Genomic DNA, 21,725 nt, shown 5'->3' on the forward strand with positions numbered 1-21,725 from the left:
TTTATCGGCTTGCGCCCGGCGGCTTACTTCAGCAGCGCCTGCGCCTTGGCCACCACGTTGTCCACGGTGAAGCCGAACTCGGCGAACAGCTGCTCCGCCGGCGCCGACTCACCGAAGGTGGTCATGCCCACGATGGCGCCGTTCAGGCCCACGTACTTGTACCAGTAGTCCGCGATACCCGCTTCCACCGCCACACGTGCCGTCACCGCCGCCGGCAGCACCGACTCGCGGTACGCCGCATCCTGCTTGTCGAACGCGTCGGTCGACGGCATCGACACCACGCGCACCTTGCGGCCCGCCGCGGTCAGTTTGTCCGCCGCCTCCACCGTGATGCCCACTTCGGAGCCGGTGGCGATCAGGATAACGTCCGGCGTGCCCGCGCAGTCTTTCAGCACGTAGCCGCCGCGGTACACGTTCGCCAGCTGCTCTGCGGTGCGCGGCTGCTGGGTCAGGTTCTGGCGCGAGAACACCAGGGTGGTCGGGCCGTCGTTACGCTCGATGCCGTACTGCCACGCCACCGCCGATTCCACCTGGTCACACGGGCGCCAGGTGCTCATGTTCGGGGTCACGCGCAGGCTCGCCAACTGCTCCACCGGCTGGTGGGTCGGGCCGTCTTCGCCCAGACCGATGGAGTCGTGGGTGTAGACGAACACGTTGCGCAGCTTCATCAGCGCCGCCATGCGCACCGCGTTGCGGGCGTATTCCACGAACATCAGGAAGGTCGCCGAGTACGGCAGGAAACCGCCGTGCAGCGCGATGCCGTTGGTGATGGCGGTCATGCCGAACTCGCGCACGCCGTAATGAATGTAGTTGCCCGCCGGGTCAACGTTCAGCGCTTTCGAGCCGGACCACATGGTCAGGTTGCTCGGCGCCAGGTCGGCGGAGCCGCCCAGGAACTCCGGCAGCACCTTGCCGAACGCTTCCAGCGCGTTCTGCGACGCCTTGCGGCTGGCGATGTTGGCCGGGTTGGCCTGCAGTTTTTCCACGAACGCCTTGGCGTCGGCTTTCCAGTCCGCCGGCAGCTCGCCGTTCATGCGGCGCTTGAACTCGGCGGCCAGTTCCGGGAAGGCCCGGGCGTAGGCGGCGAACTTGTCGTTCCAGGCCGCTTCTTTGGCCTGACCGGCTTCTTTGGCGTCCCACTGGGCGTAGATGTCCTGCGGGATTTCAAAGGCGGCGTATTTCCAGCCCAGCGCTTCGCGGGTGGCGGCCACTTCGGCGGCGCCCAGCGCGGCGCCGTGCACGTCATGGGTGCCGGCCTTGTTCGGCGAACCGAAGCCGATAACGGTCTTGCACATCAGCAGCGACGGCTTGTCGGTCACCTGGCGGGCTTCTTCAATCGCCGCCTTGATGGCGTCCGGGTTGTGGCCGTCGACGTTGCGCACCACGTGCCAGCCGTAGGCTTCGAAGCGCAGGGCGGTGTCGTCGGTGAACCAGCCGTCGACGTGGCCGTCGATGGAGATGCCGTTGTCATCGTAGAAGGCGGTCAGCTTGCCGAGCTTGAGGGTGCCGGCCAGAGAGCAGACTTCGTGCGAGATGCCTTCCATCATGCAGCCGTCGCCCATGAAGGCGTAGGTGTGGTGGTCGACGATGTCATGGCCGGGGCGGTTGAACTGCGCCGCCAGGGTGCGTTCGGCGATGGCGAAGCCGACGGCGTTGGCGATGCCCTGGCCCAGCGGGCCGGTGGTGGTTTCAACGCCCGGAGTGTAGCCGTACTCCGGGTGGCCCGGGGTTTTGGAATGCAGCTGACGGAAGTTTTCCAGCTCGCGCATCGGCAGGTCGTAGCCGGTGAGGTGCAGGAGGCTGTAAATCAACATGGAGCCGTGGCCGTTGGAGAGCACGAAACGGTCGCGGTCAGCCCAGTGCGGGTTAGTCGGGTTGTGGTTGAGGTAGTCACGCCACAGGACTTCGGCGATGTCCGCCATGCCCATAGGGGCCCCCGGGTGGCCGGAATTTGCTTTTTGTACGGCGTCCATGCTGAGTGCGCGGATAGCGTTGGCAAGCTCTTTACGAGAAGACATAACGAAACTCCAGTGCGATTACAGTTGAGCGGCCAACATGTCTTCCAGCTTCTGCTGGTCGACGGCGAACAGGCGAATGCCTTCGGCGAGTTTCTCCACCGCCATGGCATCCTGATTATGCAGCCAGCGGAACTCCGCTTCGGCCAGCGGAGCCGGTTGGTGGAAGCCTTCGGTAGACGGGGTCAGCTTGCGTTCGACCGGCTGCTCGCTGTTTTTCAGCTGTTCCAGCAGGTTTGGGGCGATGGTCAGGCGATCGCAGCCGGCCAGCGCCAGGATCTGCTCAACCTTGCGGAAGCTGGCGCCCATGATCACCGTCTGGTAACGATGACGCTTGTAGTATTCATAGATGGTGCGTACCGATTTCACGCCAGGATCCTGATCGGCGTCGTAGTCGGCGGCAGGCTGTTTGGCCTGGTACCAGTCATAGATGCGGCCGACGAACGGCGAGATCAGATACACGCCGGCTTCGGCGCAGGCGCGGGCCTGGGCGAAGGAGAACAGCAGCGTCAGGTTGGTGTTGATGCCTTCTTTTTCCAGCTCCTCGGCGGCTTTGATGCCTTCCCAGGTGGAAGCCAGTTTGATCAGGATGCGCGATTTGTCGATGCCTTGTTCTTGGTACATGGCGATCAGTTTGCGCGCTTTGGCGACGCACATGCCGCGATCGAACGACAGGCGGGCGTCCACTTCGGTGGAGATGCGGCCCGGCACGCTTTTGAGGATCTCGACGCCGATGTTGACCGCCAGTTTATCGCTGGCGTTGATCAGCTGGGTTTCCTTGCTGCCGCCCTGGCGGCGGGCATACTCCAACGCTTCGGTGATCAGCGCCTTGTACTGCGGCAGCGCGGCGGCTTTCAGGATCAGCGAAGGGTTGGTGGTGGCGTCCTGGGGTTCGAACTGGCGGATGGATTCGATATCGCCGCTGTCGGCGACCACCGTGGTCAGCTGCTTGAGTGCGTCTAATTGATTCATTGATAAGCTCCTTGACCAAGCTCAATGTAGGGAAATGAGAACCTTTTTCATCATAGGGGGAACACACTGCATCATCGGATCGAGAATGAAAATGCGCTTTTTCTGATTGTTGCGATGGATAATAACAATGAATGCCGAATAAACCCAGGCGGAGCGCGGCTTGCGCGCGACCGCCATCGAGACGGCAGGCGGTTTAACGCCGTCCGGCCGCGTTTTCGTAATAGCCTATTCGCTCGACTTTCGGTGCCGATCCTCCCCCTTCAAACTCCGATTCCAGCCAGGCATCGACGATGGTTTTCGCCAGTTCGGCACCGATGACCCGCGCGCCCAGCGTGATGATCTGAGCATCATTGCTTTTGCGCGCCCGCTGGGCGGAGTAGGTATCGTGACATTGTGCCGCACGAATGCCGGGCACTTTATTGGCCACGATGCTCATACCGATGCCGGTGCCGCACAGCAGGATGCCCCGCCGATGTTTTTCCTCCCGTATCGCCTGCGCGACGCGATAGGCGATATCGGGATAGATCCCCGTTTCTGCGGCGCGATCCGTCGTGTAGTCAATGACGGGGATGTCCCGTTGTTGCAGGTGGGCAACGATCAGATCTTTCAGTTCAATGGCGGCATCATCGGCGCCGATGGCGATAGGCAGCATAGCGATCTCCTGATTGGTAACGAAAAGGGTGGCGATCCTCGGTGGCGCCACGTTCATTACCGTATCCCTGTTTAATCAAATGTTCAATCTGTGTTCTTTTGTTTTTTGCCTGGCTTTTCAGTTTGCCACTGTAAAAGGTGATCTTAGTCACTAAAAAAGGGCTTTTAATCGTTGTTCACTCTAGTGGAGACGGGTTTTTGAGCGATATCACACTTTGATAAGTTCACTGTGGGCAAATTGAATGCATGGCGTTAGTGTTCATTTGTTCTTTGTTTGTGTTAATGATCAAAAGAAGTTTCCCTACCAGAGGAGAGTGCTATGTGTCAGACCTGCATAACAGAGGCGAAAATGGCGGCCGGTATCCCCGAGATCATGAAGGCGGTTGTGGCGTACGCCCCGAAAGATTACCGCCTGGAACAGGTGCCGGTACCGAAGATCGGCCCGAAAGAGATCCTGGTGAAGATCGAAGCCTGCGGCATCTGCGCCGGTGATGTTAAAGCGTTCGAAGGGGCGCCCAGCTTCTGGGGCGATGAAAAACAACCGGCGTACATCAAGGCGCCGATGATCCCCGGCCATGAATTTATCGGCCATGTCGTGGGGTACGGTGAAGGCGTCGAGGGCTTCAATCTCGGCGATCGCGTGATATCAGAACAAATCGTTCCCTGCTGGCAATGCCGCTTCTGCAACCGCGGTCAGTATTGGATGTGCGAAAAGCATGACCTGTACGGTTTCCAGAAAAACGTTAACGGCGGCATGGCCGAGTACATGAAGTTCACCAAAGAGGCAATTAACTATCATGTGCCGGCCGACCTGCCGATCGAAAAAGCCATTCTGATCGAACCCTATGCTTGCTCCTTCCATGCGGTGCAACGCGCCAATATCAAACTGGGCGATGTGGTGGTATTGGCCGGCGCCGGCACCCTGGGGCTGGGCATGATCGGGGCCATCAAGAAATCCGGGCCCTCGAAGCTGGTGGTGCTGGATCTGTCCGACGAACGTCTGGCCTTGGCGAAGCGCTTCGGCGCGGATGTGACGCTCAATCCCACCCGTGACGACGTGCCCGCCGCGGTTAAAGCGATGACCGAGGGCTACGGCTGCGACATCTACATCGAGGCGACCGGCGCACAGAAGTCCGTAGAACAGGGCCTGACGCTGATCCGCAAGCTCGGCACCTTCGTCGAATTTTCCGTGTTTAAGGATCCGGTGACCGTCGACTGGAGCATCATCAGCGACCGCAAGGAACTGGACGTGCTCGGTTCGCATCTCGGCCCTTACTGCTATCCGCTGGTGATCGAAGGCATCGCCAATGGCGATCTGCCGACCGAAGGCGTGGTGACGCATACGTTGCCGCTGGAACAGTTCGCCGAAGGTTTCGAGCTGATGAAGCGCGGTATCGGTTCAATCAAAGTGGTGCTTAATCCAAACCTCTGAAACCTGCGTCGTTCCTCGGGTGCGGGCGAGCCTGCACCTCCATAATCACATGTGCTGGGGTGTTCTATGTTGCATGGACTGATTCATCGCATTGGTCTGTCACCGAAACTGCTGCTGGGCTATGCCGGCGTGTTGGTGTTCATGATGGGCGAAGGGCTGGAACAGGGCTGGCTGTCGCCTTATTTGATTGGCAAAGGGCTGAGCATTCAGGAATCGGCGCTGCTGTTCAGCGTTTATGGCTTTGCGGCCGCCATCGCCGCCTGGTTTTCCGGCGTGTTGGCGGAAATCTTTACCGCCCGGCGGGTGATGTTGGCCGGCCTGCTGCTGTTTCTGTTCGGTTCGGTGTGTTTTTTGACGTTCGGCCTGCCGAGCAACAACCTGGCGATCATGGTGCCGACCTATGCGCTGCGCGGCTTGGGTTATCCGTTGTTCGCCTACGGTTTTCTGGTGTGGGTGGCGTATGAGGCGCCGCCGGAAAGGCTGGGGTCGGCGGTGGGGATTTTCTGGTTCGTCTACAGCGGCGGGCTCAGCGTGCTGGGCGTGCTGTATTCCAGCATCATGCTGCCTTATCTCGGCGAGATCCACACGCTGTGGAGCGCGCTGATTTTCGTCGTGCTGGGCGCGGTGATTGCGCTGATGCTCAATCGCGACGACGGCGCGGCACAGAGCGGCAACCGTGAAAAGGCGTCGCTGGGTTATGTCTTGAAGGGCATCACCATCGCGTTTGAAAACCCGAAGATTGGCCTGGGCGGCATCGTGCGCACCATTAATACCTCTGCGGCTTACGGCTTCGTCGTATTCATGCCCATGTACATGATGGATATGGGGTTCACCCGCACGCATTGGCTGCAGATGTACGCCGCGCTGTGGACGGTCAACATCATTTTCAACCTGATTTTCGGCGTGATCAGCGACGGGCTCGGCTGGCGCAATGTGGTGATGTGGTTCGGCTGCGTTGGCTGTGCCTTGACCACGCTGATGTTCTACTACGTGCCGCAATTCTTCGGCGCCAACTACCTGCTGACCGTGTGCGCCGCCGGGTTGTTTGGCGCCTGCCTGGCGGCGTTCGTGCCGCTGTCGGCCATCATGCCGTCGCTGGCGCCGGACAATAAGGGCGCGGCGATGTCGATTCTCAATCTGGGTGCCGGCCTGAGCACCTTTGTCGGCCCGGCGGTGGTGGGGCTGTTTATCGGCAGCCTCGGCACCGTTGGCGTGATCTGGATCTTTACCGGTTTGTACCTGTTCAGCGGCGTGCTGATGAAATTTGTCACGCTGCCGAAGGAAAGCGCGACGGCGCAGGAAGAACGCGGCGCGAGTTTGGCGAAAATATCCTGACCGAGGGTGAAGTTCACAGTTTTAAGGGGAAATTTATGATTAATCATCAAACTACGGCGCCGCGCGAGCTCTCGCTGCAGGGCAAGGTGGCGCTGATTACCGGCGGCGCTGCGGGGATCGGTCTCGCTATTGCCGAACGCTATCTGCAAAACGGCGCGCGCGTGGCGCTGCTCGATCGGGCGCCGCAGGTTGCGGAAGTGGCGCGACAGCTGGACGCCGAGTCGGCGGTGGGCGTCGTGGCCGACGTCACCGATGCCGCATCGGTGGAGCGGGCGGTGGCGCAGATTGAGGCGCATTTCGGGCGGCTGGACGTGCTGGTCAACAGCGCCGGCATCGTCGCGCTGCATCCGTCCGAGGAGCTGCCGGAAACGGCGTGGGATGCAACCCTGGCGGTCAATCTGAAAGGCGTGTTTCTTACCTGCCAGGCGGTGGGGCGCCGTTTCATTCGCCAGCGCGGCGGCAGCATCATCAATCTCGCCTCGCAGGCCGGCGTAGTGGCTTTGCCTAATCACCTGGCCTATTGCGCCAGCAAGGCGGGCGTAATCGGTCTGACCCAGGTGTTGGCGCTGGAGTGGGGGCCGCACAACGTGCGGGTCAACGCCATTTCGCCCACCGTGGTTTTGACGGAGCTGGGCCGTAAGGCCTGGTCAGGCGAGGTGGCGGAACAAATGAAGCAGAAAATCCCGCTGCGGCGTTTCGCTGAGCCGCAAGATATCGCCGCCAGCGCCCTGTTTTTGGCCGGCGACGCGGCGGCGATGATCACCGGCGCCAACCTGGTGGTCGACGGCGGTTACACCATTCAATAATTTCTTATTCAGGCGACAGAGAGGCCGCGATGAACAGAATCATTAACGATCCCGATCACGTAGTGGAAGACGCCATTCAGGGCTACAGGCTGGCCCACCCGAACTATTATGCCGCCACCGACAATGCGCGGGTGTTGAAATATCCGCCGGCGCCGATCGCCGGCAAAGTGGGCATCGTCACCGGCGGCGGTTCCGGCCACGAGCCGGCGTTCCTGGGGTATGTCGGCAAAAACATGTTGGATGCCGTCGCGATTGGCGAGATTTTTTCATCGCCTACGGCGGGGGCTTTTCTCGACGCTTTCAAGGCGGCGGACAGCGGTGCGGGCGTCGCTTGCCTGTACGGCAACTACGCCGGCGACAACATGAACGTCAAGATGGCGATCAAGAAGGCCACGGCGGCCGGCATACGGGTGAAAACCGTGGTGGCCAACGATGACGTCGCCTCGGCGCCGGCCAGTGAGATCGATAAACGGCGCGGCGTGGCCGGCGAAATTCTGATGTGGAAGGTCGGCGCGGCGGCGGCGGCCAAAGGGTACGATCTGGACGGCGTGATCGACGCGGCGCAAAAGGCCATCGACCGGTGTCGTTCGATCGGCGTCGGCCTCAGTTCCTGCACCATTCCCGCGGTCGGCAAACCCAATTTTCATATCGAAGACGGCAAGATGGAGATCGGCATCGGCCATCACGGCGAACCGGGCATTGAGGTATCGCCGATCCAGTCGGCGTCGGCGATGGCCGGCACCATGCTCGATTTCGTGCTCAACGACATGCCGCTGGAACAGGGGCAGGAGGTGGCGTTGCTGATCTCCGGGCTTGGCGCCACGCCGGTGATGGAGCTGTATATCTATTATGCCGAAATAGAGCGTCGGTTGACGGCGAAAGGCGTGCGGGTGCATCGGCGCTACGTCGGCAATTACTTCACGTCGCTGGAAATGATGGGCGTGACGCTGACGCTGATGACGCTGGATGACGAACTGAAAACGCTGCTGGACATGCCGGCGCAATCTTTAGGCTTAACCCAGGTGGAGTGAATCATGACGGAACAAATTTCAACCCGGTACGGCAGTGAGATCGTTACGGGGCTGATAGAAACCATTGTCAGCAACCGCGAATACCTGAGCGAAATCGACGGCGCCATCGGCGACGGCGACCACGGCATTAACATGTCGAAGGGATTCGCGATGTGCGGCGATGCCATTCGCGGCCGCGAGCTCACGTTGGCGCAGGCGTTCGATGCGGTTTCCGATGCGCTGATGGAGGGCATCGGCGGTTCGATGGGGCCGCTGTACGGCAGCCTGTTCATGGGCATGGCGGAGAGCGTGCGCGAGCGCAGCGTGCTGGATAAGCAGGCATTTTTGGCGATGTTGCACGGCGGTTTGCGCGAACTGCAGGACATCAGCAGCGCGGGCGTGGGGGACAAGTGTCTGATGGATACGCTGATACCGGCGGTAGCAGCGTTTGAGCAGGCGGCGGGGCGCGGTGACGACTTCGCCGCTGCGCTGGAACAGATGAGGATCGCCGCGGCGCGCGGGCGCGATTCCACGCGCGAGCTGGTGGCGAAAATCGGCCGCGCCAGCCGTCTGGGCGAGCGTTCGCGCGGCGTACTGGACGCCGGCGCGGTATCTTGCTGCCTGCTCTTGACCCGATTGGCGGACGAGGTGGAGCAACGACTGAATACCGTTGCCGCCTGAACGCGTTATACTAGCGGGCATTCAGCATTGTCGGAGGGGCGTGTATCGTCCCTCCGCCATGATTAACCGGCCTGCCGTGGGGAAACGTCTAACGGATGGAAAAACAAACTGTGTCCCAGGATAACGAACTGCTGACCGAAATCGCCGTTGCTTATTATCAGGATGAGATCACGCAGGAAGAGATCGCCAAAAAGTTCGGCATCTCACGGATCAAAGTCGGTCGTTTGCTCAAGCGCGCCAAGGAAGAAGGCATCGTCGAGATCAACGTGCGTTATCACCCGGTGTTCAGCACCCGGCTGGAACAGCAGATGATGGAACGTTTTCCCATCAGCCGCGCGCTGATCGCGCTCGATCATCAGGACGAAGAGGAACAGCGTCGGCAAGTGGCGGCGCTGGTGTCCAACTACCTGGCGATGTCGCTGAAAGACGATATGGTGTTGGCGGTTGGGCAGGGACGCAACGTGGCGGCGATCGCCGATCACGTCGGCAGCGTGACGGAGCGCAACTGCAAGTTCATCTGCGGCATCGGCGGCACCCACCGTCCGGGCGATGCGATCAACGCCGACCATATCAGCCGGCGTCTGGCGAAGAAGTTCGGCGGCAGCAGCGAGACGCTCTATGCGCCGGCCTACGTCGAAAATCGCGCGCTGAAAGACGCCTTCATGCAGAACGGCACGATCAAGGAAACGTTGGATCGCGCGCGTAAGGCCGATGTGGCGTTAGTCGGCATTGGCGACATGAATGAAAACAGTTATATGGTGAAATTGGGGTGGTTTACGCCGCACGAGATTATCGACGCCAGCCTTAATCAGGGCGTGATCGGCGACATCGCCGGCTATGACTTTTTCAATGCCCAGGGGCAGCATGTCGATACGGTGATGAATGACCGTGTGATTGGGCTGAGCATTGATGAGCTGCGCAAAATTCCGTGTGTGATCGCCATTGCCTCCGAGAATACCAAGGCGCTGGCGATTTTGGGCGCGTTGCGCACCGGCGCCATCGACATTATCGCCACCAGCGCGCTCAATGTGCGCACTATCCTCAACATGTCGCAATAGCGACACCCGCAAAAAAAGGGTTCAGCGCCAGGCTGAACCCTCCAGAGACATCCCCCTTTTGACGGATCAGTGGCTGAGGTTGACGTCAATCGCCTGATAGAAGGCGTTGGCGGTGTCGGCTATGTCCCACACGGCAAGGATCACGTGCGAACCGCTGCGATCTGCCGGTATGTTGCACTGGTGGGTGACCTGCGCGGCAGGGATGGCGCCGCCGTCGTTGAACTGGCAGAACGGCGTCAGGTCAAAGGAAGCGCGGGTCAGCGGTTGAGAAGCGTCCCAGTTCGGCTTGGTGATGAAATAGCGCCAGCTGGTGGTGCTGTGACGCGCGGTCAGCTTCCAGGTAAAGGAGTTCGGGCCGGTTTTCAGGTTGAGCTTGTTCCAGCGCGTCGGCGTTTGCTGATCCAGTTCGAAGAAGGTGGACTTGTTGGCGCTGGCGATATGGCCGTCAACCGGGCCGGCCTGCGGGAAGCCTTTCAGGCCCTCGACGCTCTGCGGTTCGTACTGCACGCTGCCGCACTGGGTGTTGAGCTGCAGTTTGCACTGGTAGGCGCGGCTGGCCGGCGACTCGACATAACCGTGAGCATTCGCCTGTTGCGAAACGCCGAACATGGCCGCGCTCAGCAGGCCCAGAGAGAGCAGGGTACGGGAAGTTTTGTTCATAAGTCACTCCTGACTGAAATTATGTTGTAAGTTGAGCGTATTTCACCGACAAAATGAGAGATTAATAACGCAATTAGAAATAACCCTTCTTGTCGGCTTGTTTTATTTTTATCATTCTGGTCGTGCGATAGAGCGGAATGTTTTAACGGCTATTAACGAAAATTATTATGATGACGATCTTTGATCGTTAGGCTGAATTTATTTAACTGTCGCTGTGTAAAAGTAGGGCGCTATGATGAATTTTATATCAGGTCGTGATGAATAGTATTTAAGATAGCGCTCTCATTTATGAAGTATATTGCTTGTTGCTATGAGTACCTTTGTTCGATTTGATCGATTTTTGTGCGCCACCACCTTGGGAATTTAGTGTCATTTTTCTTATTTTATTTTAAAGAGGAATTTGTATGACTAGATTATCCCTGGACGCGATTAAAATAATCAGCACCATCAAGAGCACCGGTTCTTTCTCTATGGCGGCGGAGGCGCTGCATAAAACGCCTTCGGCGATCTCTTATCGGGTTTCCAATATTGAAAGCAAACTCTGCGTGAAACTTTTTCATCGCAATGGCCCCATGATTACCCTGACGGATGAAGGGGAATTTCTCCTGCAGGAAGGCAGCTGGATATTAAATGCGGTGCAGGATCTGGAAAGCCGGGTGCGCAACATCCCCAAGCTGGACAATAATATCCGCCTGGCGGTAGACACCTTCTTCCCGTTGGAAACCCTGACGCAGGATATCCGCGACTATATTCAGCATTGCCCGAACGCCAGTATCTCGGTGCAGCGAGAAGCGTTGAACGGCACCTGGGATGCGCTGAAGAACAACCGGGCGGATCTGATCATCGCCATCGGCCAAATTCCCGACAGCGTGCAGGCTAAAACCCTGATGCTCGGCAAGCTCAACTTTGTGCTGTGCGTGTCGCCTTCGCACCCGTTCGCGGCGCAGAGAAAGCCGGTGTGCAAGAAACAGCGGTTGAACGACATCGTGGTGGTGATCGCCGACAGCAGCCATGAGCTGCCCAAGCGTAATCACGGCACGCTGCCCTTGCAGCGTCAGTTGGTGGTATGCGACGTGGAAAGCAACCTGGCGCTGCTCAAACGCGGCATCGGCCACGCTTTTCTGCCGCCTGCTTTGATCGAAAAGGAATTGGCCAGCGGCGAACTGGTGACGGTGCCGGTGGAGATGCAAAAGGGCGACGAAATGATTTGGCTGGCGTGGCACCCGGCCAGCAAGGGCGCCGGGTTTAACTGGTGGCATGAGCGGCTGACGCGCAAAAGCGATGTCTACAGCCTGATGGGCCGCGAAGTGGTGCGGGATGGCGGTTATCCTTGGTGCCACAACTGAAGGAATAGAGACGAAGGGACGCGAAAATCAAACGGTTAACTCAATGAAAACCCCGCAGCATTCGGCTACGGGGTTTTTTTACGGCTTACGCCACGCGGCCCACCTTCAGCCAGGCGCCGTCAGAACCGGGCGCCGAGGTGATGTAACCCCATTTGGTTTGCCAGACGTAACCCTGGTAGGACACCAGCGCGCCCTGCGCGTAAGTGGTGCCCGGCACATAAGCCGGCGCGGTCATGATCGGCAGGTTGCCGGGGCCGACGCCGGTGTAGCGCAGCCCGGTGCCCATATCCAGCTGGCTGTCGTCGTAGTCCGCGGCGTTGAAATAGCGATCCAGCGCGGCCAGCAGATCGCCGTTGCGGTTGTCTTGCCCCAGATGCCAGAACATCACGCCGCCCAACTGCTGCTGCTTGATGTATTTCGCTTTGTATTTGAAGCTCTCGGCATCGTCATAGGTGACGAACAGCCCTTTCTGCGCATGATACAGGTAAGGCGTTTTGGTCTTGTCGTTCCACAGCCGCTGATAGCCGTAGTTGCCCAGCAGCATCTGCTCCAGTTGGCGATAGGAGGCGATGCGCGGATCCTTGTCGCGCACGCACTCTTCGCAGCCCACCAGCCAGTAATCGGTGTTCGGGTACGGATCTTCGCCCGGCGTGCTGTGGCTGCTGTATTGCCCGCCGTTGCCGCCGCTGACACCCTTGAAGGCGCGGCCGTAGAAGGGCACGCCCATCACGATTTTGGCGCTCGGCACGCCTTCCATCATCAGGTGTTGCTGCACCGCGGCGTCGACCGTCAGGCTGAACGGGCTGGGGAAGGCGCGGGTCAGTTCTTCCCAGCTCCAGCCCAGGTTGGCTTCGCGCAGCGCATTGTAGAAGGTCGGCCCGGCCGCATCGCCGAACAGCGCCGCCTGGTGGTTGGTTACCTTCTCCCAGGGGCCGGCCAGATCGTAGGTCATCAGGTTGATGTAATCGAGCGGCGCGACGATCTGCGCCAGCTTGCTGTAATAGCGCGACAGGAAGAAGGCGCCGCCGGCGCCGGCGATGGTCAACTGGTACGGCAACGCCTGGCGGCCGTCGGCGACGGTTTGCTGGTTCAGCAGGGTGCGGATCTCCTGCAGCGCGGCGATGAAACCGTCCACTTCCGAGGCTTGCGGGTACTCCCAGTCGATGTCCACGCCGTCGAAGCCGTAATCCTTCATGATGCGCACGCAGGATTGGGCAAACTTGGCGCGCGACGCCGGGGTTTTCACCGCGTTGACGTAGTTGGCGTGCGACACGCCCAGATCGTTGGAGTAGTACCAGCCGCCGATGGAGAACATGATGCGCAGGCTGGGGTTGTGCGCTTTGAGCGCGGTCAGACGGTTGACCACATCGCGCGCCTTGGCGTCGTTGGTGGCCGGATCCCAGGCGCATTCCAGATTGCTGTTGATATCCAGGAACGAGAAGTTAATGTGCGTCAGCTGTTTGGCTTTGGCCGGCGTGATGTTGGAAACCGGGAACGGCACGACAGACGTATCGGTCTCGGTGTAATTATTGATTTGGTTGGTCGGAATAAAATAATACCCAATAACGGCTTTACGTGTGGACATGGCATTTCTCCAGAATGGATGTTTTTCGATGGGGAAATATTTCCCGTTGCCATTAATGTTTATTTTTCGCAGAAATAACAGTCGAAACAAATCACGATAAGAATGAATTTTTTATTCACTGCCGCCTGCCTTGGCGTTTATGTGTTGTGCCAGCATTCAGCATGAATAAATTCGACCATAGGGCCTGTATTTATTCATTTGCTTTGTAATAGCATCCTTAACTAGATTCTGAGTATCCGATGTCCCACCGGCCGTGATTGGCATTTAATTAAAAATAAAAAAGGAGATGAGCTATGTCCAGCATAGAGCCTGACGCTGTTGGCTTAATAGTCCAGCGAGTATGTGAATATCTTCAGCCGGTATTGAACGCCATTCTGGCCGGCGTGATGGCGCTATTACACGGCGCCTATCGCAACGTGGGTATTCGGCGCCGTTTATTGAATGCGGCGATGTGCGCGTTATTGGCCTGGACGGTGCGCGATGCGCTGGCGTTGATGGGCCTGGAATTAAACTGGGCGAATTTGGCCAGCGTATTGATTGGCTTTATGGGGGCGGATTACATCAACGCCTTAATTAAAAAATTCATCGGCAAAAAAACGGGGTTTAAAAATGTTAAATGACATCGAAGAGATTCGCTTTACCGCCCGCAGCGAAGAGAATCTGCGCGGCGTGCATCCGGATCTGGTGCGCGTTATTCGTCTGGCGCTGCGTTATTCGCTGGTGCCGTTTTCCGTCAGCGAGGGGCTGCGCAGCATGGCGCGCCAGCGGGAAATGGTGCGCGCCGGCAACAGCCAAACGCTGCGCAGCCGCCATCTGACCGGACACGCGGTGGACGTGGTGGCGATGCCGGCGGGCGTGGTCTCCTGGGAGTGGGATTACTACGCGCAAATTGCGGTGGCGGTGCGGCGCGCGGCGCGTGAATGCGGCATCAACGTCGAATGGGGCGGTGAATGGAAAACCCTCAAGGATGGCCCGCACTTCCAGCTGCCGTTTCGGGACTATCCGGCATGAGCGGCTGGCTGCAGAAACTGATGCAGGGCGGGTTGCTGCTGCTGTTGCTGGCGGCTATCTGCCTCGGCGGCTACAGCGCGCTGTTGTCGCACCAGTTGGCGTCCGCGCGGCAACAGGCGGCGGAACTGCAAAAAAGCCTGGCGCAGCAGGCGGGGCTTATCGCCACCTTGCAGACACAGGACGCGCAAAATCGTGCGCTGATGGCGGCGCAGCAGCGGCAGGAACAGCAGCTGCGCCAGCAACACGAGGCTTATCAGAGGAAATACCGTGAAGCGATTAAAAACGATCCCTGCGCCGCTCAGCCTCTGCCTGGCGCTGTGTTTGAGCTCCTGCGCCCGGCCGCCGGCGCCGCAGGCCGTGCCGCTGTTGCCCCCTGAGTCGGTGTTCGCGCCCTGTGAGCAGCCGCTGCTGCAGGGGGAGAGCTGGGGCGATGCGGTGAGCTATGCCCTGGCGTTACAAACCTCGTTACACATTTGCGCCGGCCAGGTGGAGACGCTCAACGCCTGGCGCGCCACGCTGCCGCCGCGCTGACGGCGGCGTTTCTCTGCTCGTCCCGCAGGCCTTCTTTTTTTACTTTTAAAACGCTTTTTCGACCAAGGTTATGGCGTGCTTCAAAGTTTGTGATGTTTCTCTCACTATACTTCAAGGCTGTGCCCTGTCATTGTAATTGGGCGCCATGGCCCACGGCAGGGCGCAGCCTCAAAGCCTTACCTCAACATAAAAGCAAAAAACAAAGGAATCCATAATGGACGAACAGCTCAAACAGAGTGCCCTTGATTTCCATCAGTTTCCTGTCCCAGGGAAGATCCAGGTTTCCCCTACCAAACCGTTGGCGACCCAGCGCGATCTGGCGCTGGCCTATTCGCCGGGCGTCGCCGCGCCTTGTCTCGAGATCGCCGAAGATCCGCTGGCGGCCTACAAATACACCGCGCGCGGCAACCTGGTGGCGGTGATTTCCAACGGCACGGCGGTACTGGGTCTGGGCAATATCGGCGCGTTGGCCGGTAAGCCGGTGATGGAAGGCAAGGGCGTTTTGTTCAAGAAGTTTTCCGGTATCGATGTATTTGATATCGAAGTGGATGAGCATAACCCTGACAAATTAATCGACATTATCGCCGCGCTGGAACCGACCTTCGGCGGCATCAACTTGGAAGATATCAAGGCGCCGGAGTGTTTCTACATCGAACAGAAACTGCGTGAACGCATGAAGATCCCGGTGTTCCACGACGACCAGCACGGCACGGCGATCATTACCACCGCCGCGGTGCTTAACGGCCTGCGCGTGGTGAAGAAGAACATCTCCGATGTGCGGCTGGTGGTGTCCGGCGCCGGCGCGGCGTCCATCGCCTGCCTGAACCTGCTGGTGGCGCTGGGGCTGCGTCAGCAGAACATCACCGTCTGCGACTCCAAAGGCGTCATCTATAAAGGCCGCGACGCCAATATGGAACAGACCAAAGCCGCCTACGCCATCGAGGATAACGGCCAGCGCACGCTGGGCGACGCCATCCCGAACGCCGACATCTTCCTCGGCTGCTCCGGCCCGGGCGTCCTGACGCAGGATATGGTGAAAACCATGGCGCGCGATCCGCTGATCATGGCGCTGGCCAACCCGGAACCGGAAATTCTGCCGCCGCTGGCCAAAGCGGTGCGCCCGGACGCCATCATCTGTACCGGCCGTTCCGACTACCCGAACCAGGTGAACAACGTCCTGTGCTTCCCGTTCATTTTCCGCGGCGCGCTCGACGTGGGCGCCACCACCATCAACGAAGAGATGAAGCTGGCCTGCGTGCACGCCATCGCCGATCTGGCGCTGGCGGAGCAGAGCGACGTGGTGGCTTCCGCGTATGACGATCAGGATCTCTCCTTCGGGCCGGAATACATCATTCCGAAACCGTTCGATCCGCGTCTGATCGTCAAGATCGCGCCGGCGGTGGCCAAGGCGGCGATGGATTCCGGCGTGGCGACGCGCCCGATCGAAGACTTCGACGCCTACGTGGAGAAGCTGGCGGAGTTCGTCTACAAAACCAACCTGTTCATGAAACCGATCTTCTCGCAGGCGCGCAAAGAGATGAAGCGGGTGGTGCTGGCGGAAGGCGAGGAAGAGCGCGTGCTGCACGCCACGCAAGAGCTGGTGTCGCAGGGGCTGGCCTTCCCGATCCTGGTCGGCCGGCCGAGCGTGATCGAGATGCGCTTGAAAAAGCTGGGCCTGCAGCTGACGCCGGGCAAAGATTTCGAAGTGGTGAACAACGAGTCGGATCCGCGCTTCAACGAATACTGGGGCGAGTACTACCAGATCATGAAACGCCGCGGCGTCTCGCAAGAGCAGGCGCGCCGCGCGGTGATCGGCAACCCGACGCTGATCGCCGCCATCATGCTGCACCGCGGCGAAGCGGATGCGATGATCTGCGGCACCATCGGCAGCTACCACGAGCATTACGACGTGGTGAAGAACGTGTTCGGTTTCCGTGAAGGCGCGCACGTCGCCGGCGCGATGAACGCGCTGCTGCTGCCGAGCGGCAACACCTTTATCGCCGACACCTACGTCAACGACGATCCGACGCCGGAACAGCTGGCGGAGATCACCCTGATGGCGGCGGAAACCGTGCGCCGCTTCGGCATTGAGCCGAAGGTGGCGCTGCTGTCTCACTCCAGCTTCGGCTCGTCTGACTGCCCGGCGGCGCGCAAGATGCGCAAAACGCTGGAACTGGTGAACGAGCTGGCGCCGGAGCTGGAGATCGACGGTGAAATGCACGGCGACGCCGCGCTGGTGGAAAGCATCCGTCACGATCTGATGCCGGACAGCCCGCTGAAAGGCTCGGCCAACCTGCTGATCATGCCGAACATGGAAGCGGCGCGCATCAGCTACAACCTGCTGCGCGTCTCCTGCTCGGAAGGGGTGACCGTCGGGCCGGTGCTGATGGGGGTCGCCAAGCCGGTGCACATCCTGACGCCGATCGCCTCGGTGCGCCGCATCGTCAACATGGTGGCGCTGGCGGTGGTGGAAGCCCAGACCGAACCGCTGTAAGGCCGGGATGAGTGACTGGCCCCCTGCGCCGTTGGCGCCGGGGGCTTTTTTATTTCCAGCGGACGTGGTACAAATAATCGTCAAATATGTACATGTACAGGTAAAGAAAATGACTACGATTAGCTACACGGCGGCGAGAAACAATTTGGCCGAGGTGCTTTTGGAAGCGCAAAAACAGCCGGTGGAAGTGACGCGCCGCGGACACGATGAGGTTTACATCATCAGTAAGGCCGACTATGAGGTTTTGGTCAAAGCCAAAGTGAAAGCGCGCATTCAGGCTAAACACGCGGATACGATTAAGGCGCTGGCCAATAGATGATCTTTTTGACCGCAGAGGATATTGCGGAATTCAACGCTGAAATTGTGCCTCACGGCCGCCAGGAAGGCAGCAAAGTTGAGGCTGTAGCCAACCGCGTGCTCAATGCTTACCACTATGAGAACGTCACCGACGTTTACCGCTTGGCCGCGCTCTATCTCATCGCCATCAGCCACGGTCACATTTTTCTTGATGGCAACAAACGTACGGCCTTCCAAAGCATGGCGCTATTTCTCGGTATTAATGGCATTGCACTGCGGGAAGACGCAGAACTGGTCGAAATTACGGTTGAAGCAGCTCAAGGCCGCCTCAACGTTGAACAAGCCGCGGAGCAACTGCGCCGGCTAACCGAATAACTCCCATTCTCATGCCTTGCAGCGCGCGGCGATGGCGCGAATATCCTGCGGGGTGGTGCGGCAACAGCCGCCGATCAATTGCGCGCCGAGCGCGCGCCACTCCGTCGCCTGATCGGCCAGGCTGCCGTGTTCGCCGCCGCAGGCGTGCCAGGTTTTGCTCACCGCATCGTAATGCTCCCCGGAGTTCGGGTAGACCAGCAGCGGTTTGTCGGCCAGCGCGCTCAGCTGACGCAGCGCCGGGGCGACCTTGTCCAGCGCGATGCAGTTGATGCCGATCGCCAGCACCTGCGGGTTGCCGCGCAGTGCGGACATGACCTCCGTCAGCGGCGTGCCGTCGCTGAGGTGTTGGCTGTCGCGCAGGGTGAAGGCGAACCAGGCGCCGAGCGTCGGGAACTCCTGCAGCAGCGTCAGCAGCGCCTGCAGTTCAGCGAACGACGGCAGCGTTTCGCAGGCCAGCAGATCGACGCCGGCGACGGCCAGCGCGGCGAGGCGCGGGCGGTGGAAGGCAATGAAGTCATCCTGCGCCAGCCGATAGTCGCCGCGGTATTCCGAGCCGTCGGCCAGATAGGCGCCGTACGGGCCTACAGAACCGGCGATCAGCAGCGGCGCGGCCTGCGGGTGTTCGGCCAGATAATCGTGGCGCGCGCGTTGCGCCAGCTGCACGCTTTTGGCGATCAGCGCCAGCGACCGATCCTGATCCAGGCCGCGACGCAAGAAGCCCTGCGGCGTGGCCTGATAGCTGGCGGTGATGGCGCATTGAGCGCCGGCGTTGAAATAATCGAGATGCACCTGATAGATAAGCTCGGGATTTTCAATCAGCACCTTGGCCGACCACAGCGGATCGGTCAGATCGCAGCCGCGCGCTTCCAGTTCGGTGGCCAGCGCACCGTCCAGGATCAGCGTCGGCTGTTCGGCCAGCAGGCGGGCGACGGGGTTGTTAACCGACATGTTGTTCTCCCAAAGCGGTTTTTTGCCCGGCGCGCCGGGTCAGGAAATAGGTGAGGTAGCACAGGGCGACGAACGGCAGCCCGCAGTAGAGCGCGATGCGCTGCTCCGGATCGAACGCCAGCCCGATACAGGCCAGCAGGCACAACGCAAAGCCGAGGATCGGCGTCAATGGATAGCCGGGGGCGCGGTATTTCAGGCCGCTTATCGGCTGGCCGCTGCGCAGATAGGCGCGGCGGAAAGCATAGTGGGCGGCGCAGATGCTCAGCCACACCGCCACCACCGCAAAGCCGGAGATCGCCGACAGGGCGACGAACACCGTGTCCGGCGCGATCACGCTGGTCAGCAGCGCCAGCACGCCGCCGAGCATGCTGAAGGTCAGGGCGTTGATCGGAATGCCGCGTGCATTGACGCGCGCAAAGTAGGCCGGCAGGGTACGCTGGTGGGCCAGCGACCACAGCATGCGCCCCGAAGCGTACAGGCCGGAGTTGGCCGCCGACAGGATGGCGGTCAGGATCACGAAGTTGAAGATATCGGCGGCGTAAGGCACGCCGATGCGTTCAAACACCAACACGAACGGGCTTTTGACGATCCCCGCCTGATCCATCGGGATCAACGCCGCCAGCACGAAGACCGTGCCGATAAAGAACAGCATCAGGCGGATCACCGTGGTGCGGATCGCCAGCGGCACGACTTTCTCCGGGTTCTCGGTTTCACCGGCGGCGATGCCGATCAGTTCCGTGCCGGAGAAGGCAAAGTTCACCGCCACCATGGTCATCAGGATCGGCAGCGTGCCGTGCGGCAGCCAGCCGGAAGCGGTCAGGTTATGCAGGAACGGCGCCGGCGTGCCGTCTTTCATCGGCAGCAGGCCGAACATGGCGGCGCCGCCCAGAATGATGAACGCCAGAATGGTCACCACTTTGATCAGCGAAAACCAGAATTCGCTTTCGGCAAAAAAACGGGTGGTCACGACGTTGAGCAGGAAAATCGCCGCGCAGAAGATCAGGCACCACAGCCACACCGGCGACTGCGGGAACCAGTACTGCATGCAGAATCCGGCGGCGGTCAGGCTGGAGCCCAGCGCCACCGTCCAGGTGAGCCAATACAGCCAGGCGACGGCATAGCCGGTGGCCGGCCCCAGATAGCGCGAGGCATAGACGTGAAAAGCGCCGGTTTCCGGCATCGCCACCGACAGCTCACCCAGGCACAGCATCACCAGGTACACCACCAGCGCGCCGATCAGGTAGGCCAGCAGGGTGCCGAGCGCCCCGGTGGTGGAGATGATATAACCGGTGTTGAAAAACAGCCCGGTGCCGATCACGCCGCCCAGCGACAACATCACCAGGTGCCGGGCCTTCATGCTGCGTTTGAACTGCCCTGCGGCGGGCGCCGATGCGTGCATAATAATCTATCCGTATAGACGTCTAAATATCTGAATGGCTATTGGTTATACCCGTAATGCCTTTTTAACGCAATGCGCCACCGGCGATCGCCGCGTAAAAAAATCGTTAAGTCGGATCTATATGCAAATGATAATTATTATCTATAATGTCGCCATTTTCGCTAATGGGACAACATGATGAGATATCTGATTTTATTGGCGGCCTTGGCGCTCGGCGCCTGCAGCCAAACGCCGGTGAAGGCACCGGCCAATGACATCGCGAGTTTGGGGAGCATCACCGATCTGCACAGCGGTGCGAGCCTGACGCCGGAGCAGCTGTTGACGCGATTGGCGCAGCAGCCGCGGGTGATCGTCGGGGAAAAACATGACAATCCTTACCACCATCAGGTTGAGCAATGGCTGGTGCAGCAACTGCCGCAGCGGCGGCCGCAGGGCAGCGTGCTGATGGAGATGATCAACCCGAACCAGCAGGCGCAGGTGGACAAAGTCAAGCAGTGGCTGCAGAGCGACCCCACAGTGCGTGACGGCCGCGTGGCGGAGCTGATCGCCTGGCAGCCTGGCTGGAAGTGGGAACTGTATGGCGGGGTGACGATGGCGGCGATGCGCGCGCCATACCCGCTGTGGTCAGCCAACCTGGATCGCAGCGAGATTACGGCGTTCTATCAGCAGCCGCAGTTCCCGGCGGGGCAGCTATCGGCGCAGCCGGCGGTGCGCAAGGCGTTGGAAGAGACCATCCGCACTTCGCACGGCGGCAAGATTGAGGCCGACCAACTGCACGCAATGTTGGCGATCCAGCAGCAGCGCGATCGGCGCATGGCGGAACGTTTGCTGGCGGCGCCCACGCCCGCGCTGTTGATCGCCGGCGGCTATCACGCCGCCAAATCGGTGGGCGTGCCGCTGCACGTGCGGGATCTGCAACCGGCGGCGGCGCCGACGGTGCTGATGCTGGCGGAGCCGGGCGTACAGGTCGATGCGAACACGGCGGACTACCTGTGGATCACACCATCAGTGAAATGAATACGTTAAGGCAGTGAAAAGGGGTGTTAATTATAGTTGCAAATGATTATCATTAGTAAATGTGATCTGCAATCATTCGCAATTAAGCAAGCTAATGCCCCT

General features: G+C 59.9%; 22 protein-coding genes. 15 read left to right on the plus strand and 7 right to left on the minus strand.

The window, feature by feature from the left end; genetic code table 11:
- Positions 1-23: 23 nt before the first annotated feature.
- The 3 genes from tkt to rpiB all read right to left on the minus strand — a co-directional run bounded on the left by tkt (position 24) and on the right by rpiB (position 3,639).
- Positions 24-2,018 (minus strand): transketolase, encoded by a 1,995-nt coding sequence (gene tkt / locus AC2CGI_RS01240; RefSeq protein ID WP_015379005.1) that lies wholly within the window; start codon positions 2,016-2,018, stop codon positions 24-26.
- Positions 2,019-2,036: 18 nt separating this feature from the next.
- On the minus strand, positions 2,037-2,987 hold the full coding sequence (tal, locus tag AC2CGI_RS01245; RefSeq protein WP_004936597.1) for a transaldolase: 951 nt from the start codon (positions 2,985-2,987) through the stop codon (positions 2,037-2,039).
- A 193-nt stretch (positions 2,988-3,180) separates the two neighbouring features.
- Positions 3,181-3,639, minus strand: coding sequence for a ribose 5-phosphate isomerase B (rpiB, locus tag AC2CGI_RS01250; protein WP_004936593.1), 459 nt, complete (start codon positions 3,637-3,639; stop codon positions 3,181-3,183).
- 318 nt (positions 3,640-3,957) lie between these two features.
- On the opposite strand from rpiB, the gene AC2CGI_RS01255 reads away from it, so the two are divergent.
- From AC2CGI_RS01255 to AC2CGI_RS01280, 6 genes are all read left to right on the plus strand, one after another.
- The gene (locus AC2CGI_RS01255; protein ID WP_004936590.1) at positions 3,958-5,070 is read left to right on the plus strand and encodes an erythritol/L-threitol dehydrogenase; all 1,113 of its coding nucleotides are present in this window, start codon (positions 3,958-3,960) and stop codon (positions 5,068-5,070) included.
- Positions 5,071-5,136: 66 nt separating this feature from the next.
- The gene (locus tag AC2CGI_RS01260) at positions 5,137-6,405 is read left to right on the plus strand and encodes an MFS transporter (protein ID WP_004936588.1); all 1,269 of its coding nucleotides are present in this window, start codon (positions 5,137-5,139) and stop codon (positions 6,403-6,405) included.
- Positions 6,406-6,440: 35 nt separating this feature from the next.
- Complete coding sequence (locus tag AC2CGI_RS01265; RefSeq protein WP_076740552.1) at positions 6,441-7,211, plus strand: SDR family oxidoreductase; 771 nt, start codon at positions 6,441-6,443, stop codon at positions 7,209-7,211.
- A gap of 29 nt (positions 7,212-7,240) precedes the next feature.
- Complete coding sequence (locus AC2CGI_RS01270; protein ID WP_076740553.1) at positions 7,241-8,242, plus strand: dihydroxyacetone kinase subunit DhaK; 1,002 nt, start codon at positions 7,241-7,243, stop codon at positions 8,240-8,242.
- A 3-nt stretch (positions 8,243-8,245) separates the two neighbouring features.
- Complete coding sequence (gene dhaL / locus AC2CGI_RS01275) at positions 8,246-8,902, plus strand: dihydroxyacetone kinase subunit DhaL (RefSeq protein WP_033643985.1); 657 nt, start codon at positions 8,246-8,248, stop codon at positions 8,900-8,902.
- A 95-nt stretch (positions 8,903-8,997) separates the two neighbouring features.
- Positions 8,998-9,960: a sugar-binding transcriptional regulator gene (locus AC2CGI_RS01280; RefSeq protein ID WP_004936575.1), complete on the plus strand. Its 963-nt coding sequence runs from the start codon at positions 8,998-9,000 to the stop codon at positions 9,958-9,960.
- A 66-nt stretch (positions 9,961-10,026) separates the two neighbouring features.
- On the opposite strand, the gene cbp21 is transcribed toward AC2CGI_RS01280, so the two are convergent.
- The gene (gene cbp21, locus AC2CGI_RS01285) at positions 10,027-10,620 is read right to left on the minus strand and encodes a chitin-binding protein/chitosanase CBP21 (RefSeq protein ID WP_033643984.1); all 594 of its coding nucleotides are present in this window, start codon (positions 10,618-10,620) and stop codon (positions 10,027-10,029) included.
- Positions 10,621-11,024: 404 nt separating this feature from the next.
- On the opposite strand from cbp21, the gene AC2CGI_RS01290 reads away from it, so the two are divergent.
- Positions 11,025-11,966: a LysR family transcriptional regulator gene (locus AC2CGI_RS01290; RefSeq protein ID WP_025303805.1), complete on the plus strand. Its 942-nt coding sequence runs from the start codon at positions 11,025-11,027 to the stop codon at positions 11,964-11,966.
- A gap of 85 nt (positions 11,967-12,051) precedes the next feature.
- On the opposite strand, the gene chiB is transcribed toward AC2CGI_RS01290, so the two are convergent.
- Positions 12,052-13,551 (minus strand): chitinase ChiB, encoded by a 1,500-nt coding sequence (gene chiB, locus AC2CGI_RS01295; protein WP_076740554.1) that lies wholly within the window; start codon positions 13,549-13,551, stop codon positions 12,052-12,054.
- Between the two features lie 293 nt (positions 13,552-13,844).
- On the opposite strand from chiB, the gene AC2CGI_RS01300 reads away from it, so the two are divergent.
- The 7 genes from AC2CGI_RS01300 to AC2CGI_RS01330 all read left to right on the plus strand — a co-directional run bounded on the left by AC2CGI_RS01300 (position 13,845) and on the right by AC2CGI_RS01330 (position 18,259).
- A complete protein-coding gene (locus AC2CGI_RS01300; RefSeq protein ID WP_033643982.1) occupies positions 13,845-14,171 on the plus strand; it encodes a phage holin, lambda family in 327 nt (108 codons plus the stop codon).
- 10 nt (positions 14,172-14,181) lie between these two features.
- Positions 14,182-14,562 (plus strand): L-Ala D-Glu endopeptidase ChiX, encoded by a 381-nt coding sequence (chiX, locus tag AC2CGI_RS01305; protein WP_459076040.1) that lies wholly within the window; start codon positions 14,182-14,184, stop codon positions 14,560-14,562.
- On the plus strand, positions 14,559-14,939 hold the full coding sequence (locus AC2CGI_RS01310; protein WP_044030723.1) for a DUF2570 family protein: 381 nt from the start codon (positions 14,559-14,561) through the stop codon (positions 14,937-14,939). The genes chiX and AC2CGI_RS01310 overlap by 4 nt, the downstream gene beginning before the upstream one ends.
- Positions 14,920-15,093, plus strand: a complete 174-nt coding sequence (gene lysC, locus AC2CGI_RS01315) for an Rz1-like lysis system protein LysC (protein ID WP_165385135.1) — start codon at positions 14,920-14,922, stop codon at positions 15,091-15,093. Before AC2CGI_RS01310 ends, lysC begins: the two co-directional genes overlap by 20 nt.
- 214 nt (positions 15,094-15,307) lie before the next feature.
- The gene (gene maeB, locus AC2CGI_RS01320; RefSeq protein WP_004936542.1) at positions 15,308-17,587 is read left to right on the plus strand and encodes an NADP-dependent oxaloacetate-decarboxylating malate dehydrogenase; all 2,280 of its coding nucleotides are present in this window, start codon (positions 15,308-15,310) and stop codon (positions 17,585-17,587) included.
- A gap of 7 nt (positions 17,588-17,594) precedes the next feature.
- The gene (locus AC2CGI_RS01325; RefSeq protein ID WP_226883089.1) at positions 17,595-17,906 is read left to right on the plus strand and encodes a type II toxin-antitoxin system Phd/YefM family antitoxin; all 312 of its coding nucleotides are present in this window, start codon (positions 17,595-17,597) and stop codon (positions 17,904-17,906) included.
- Positions 17,903-18,259 carry a type II toxin-antitoxin system death-on-curing family toxin gene (locus AC2CGI_RS01330; RefSeq protein WP_044030725.1) on the plus strand — a complete coding sequence of 119 codons (357 nt, stop codon included), beginning with the start codon at positions 17,903-17,905 and terminating at the stop codon, positions 18,257-18,259. Before AC2CGI_RS01325 ends, AC2CGI_RS01330 begins: the two co-directional genes overlap by 4 nt.
- A gap of 9 nt (positions 18,260-18,268) precedes the next feature.
- Here the strand turns inward: AC2CGI_RS01330 and mmuM are convergent, their stop codons facing one another.
- On the minus strand, positions 18,269-19,207 hold the full coding sequence (gene mmuM / locus AC2CGI_RS01335) for a homocysteine S-methyltransferase (protein ID WP_076740555.1): 939 nt from the start codon (positions 19,205-19,207) through the stop codon (positions 18,269-18,271).
- Positions 19,197-20,606, minus strand: coding sequence for an S-methylmethionine permease (gene mmuP, locus AC2CGI_RS01340; RefSeq protein ID WP_015378686.1), 1,410 nt, complete (start codon positions 20,604-20,606; stop codon positions 19,197-19,199). Before mmuP ends, mmuM begins: the two co-directional genes overlap by 11 nt.
- Before the next feature lie 177 nt (positions 20,607-20,783).
- Here mmuP and AC2CGI_RS01345 point away from each other — a divergent pair, with 177 nt between their 5' ends.
- Positions 20,784-21,623, plus strand: a complete 840-nt coding sequence (locus AC2CGI_RS01345; RefSeq protein ID WP_015378685.1) for a ChaN family lipoprotein — start codon at positions 20,784-20,786, stop codon at positions 21,621-21,623.
- The last annotated feature ends 102 nt before the right edge of the window (positions 21,624-21,725 follow it).

The sequence above is a fragment of the Serratia sp. LSHTC3 genome, assembly GCF_057197125.1.

Coding starts and splice junctions, on each gene's coding strand:
- AC2CGI_RS01310 (WP_044030723.1), top strand. CDS start 14,559: ATGAGCGGCTGGCTGCAGAAACTGATGCAGGGCGGGTTGCTGCTGCTG.
- mmuP (WP_015378686.1), bottom strand. CDS start 20,606: ATGCACGCATCGGCGCCCGCCGCAGGGCAGTTCAAACGCAGCATGAAG.
- AC2CGI_RS01270 (WP_076740553.1), top strand. CDS start 7,241: ATGAACAGAATCATTAACGATCCCGATCACGTAGTGGAAGACGCCATT.
- AC2CGI_RS01300 (WP_033643982.1), top strand. CDS start 13,845: ATGTCCAGCATAGAGCCTGACGCTGTTGGCTTAATAGTCCAGCGAGTA.
- cbp21 (WP_033643984.1), bottom strand. CDS start 10,620: ATGAACAAAACTTCCCGTACCCTGCTCTCTCTGGGCCTGCTGAGCGCG.
- maeB (WP_004936542.1), top strand. CDS start 15,308: ATGGACGAACAGCTCAAACAGAGTGCCCTTGATTTCCATCAGTTTCCT.
- AC2CGI_RS01325 (WP_226883089.1), top strand. CDS start 17,595: ATGAGTGACTGGCCCCCTGCGCCGTTGGCGCCGGGGGCTTTTTTATTT.
- AC2CGI_RS01265 (WP_076740552.1), top strand. CDS start 6,441: ATGATTAATCATCAAACTACGGCGCCGCGCGAGCTCTCGCTGCAGGGC.
- tal (WP_004936597.1), bottom strand. CDS start 2,987: ATGAATCAATTAGACGCACTCAAGCAGCTGACCACGGTGGTCGCCGAC.
- AC2CGI_RS01280 (WP_004936575.1), top strand. CDS start 8,998: ATGGAAAAACAAACTGTGTCCCAGGATAACGAACTGCTGACCGAAATC.
- tkt (WP_015379005.1), bottom strand. CDS start 2,018: ATGTCTTCTCGTAAAGAGCTTGCCAACGCTATCCGCGCACTCAGCATG.
- AC2CGI_RS01345 (WP_015378685.1), top strand. CDS start 20,784: ATGAGATATCTGATTTTATTGGCGGCCTTGGCGCTCGGCGCCTGCAGC.
- dhaL (WP_033643985.1), top strand. CDS start 8,246: ATGACGGAACAAATTTCAACCCGGTACGGCAGTGAGATCGTTACGGGG.
- chiB (WP_076740554.1), bottom strand. CDS start 13,551: ATGTCCACACGTAAAGCCGTTATTGGGTATTATTTTATTCCGACCAAC.
- rpiB (WP_004936593.1), bottom strand. CDS start 3,639: ATGCTGCCTATCGCCATCGGCGCCGATGATGCCGCCATTGAACTGAAA.
- mmuM (WP_076740555.1), bottom strand. CDS start 19,207: ATGTCGGTTAACAACCCCGTCGCCCGCCTGCTGGCCGAACAGCCGACG.
- AC2CGI_RS01290 (WP_025303805.1), top strand. CDS start 11,025: ATGACTAGATTATCCCTGGACGCGATTAAAATAATCAGCACCATCAAG.
- AC2CGI_RS01330 (WP_044030725.1), top strand. CDS start 17,903: ATGATCTTTTTGACCGCAGAGGATATTGCGGAATTCAACGCTGAAATT.
- AC2CGI_RS01260 (WP_004936588.1), top strand. CDS start 5,137: ATGTTGCATGGACTGATTCATCGCATTGGTCTGTCACCGAAACTGCTG.
- AC2CGI_RS01255 (WP_004936590.1), top strand. CDS start 3,958: ATGTGTCAGACCTGCATAACAGAGGCGAAAATGGCGGCCGGTATCCCC.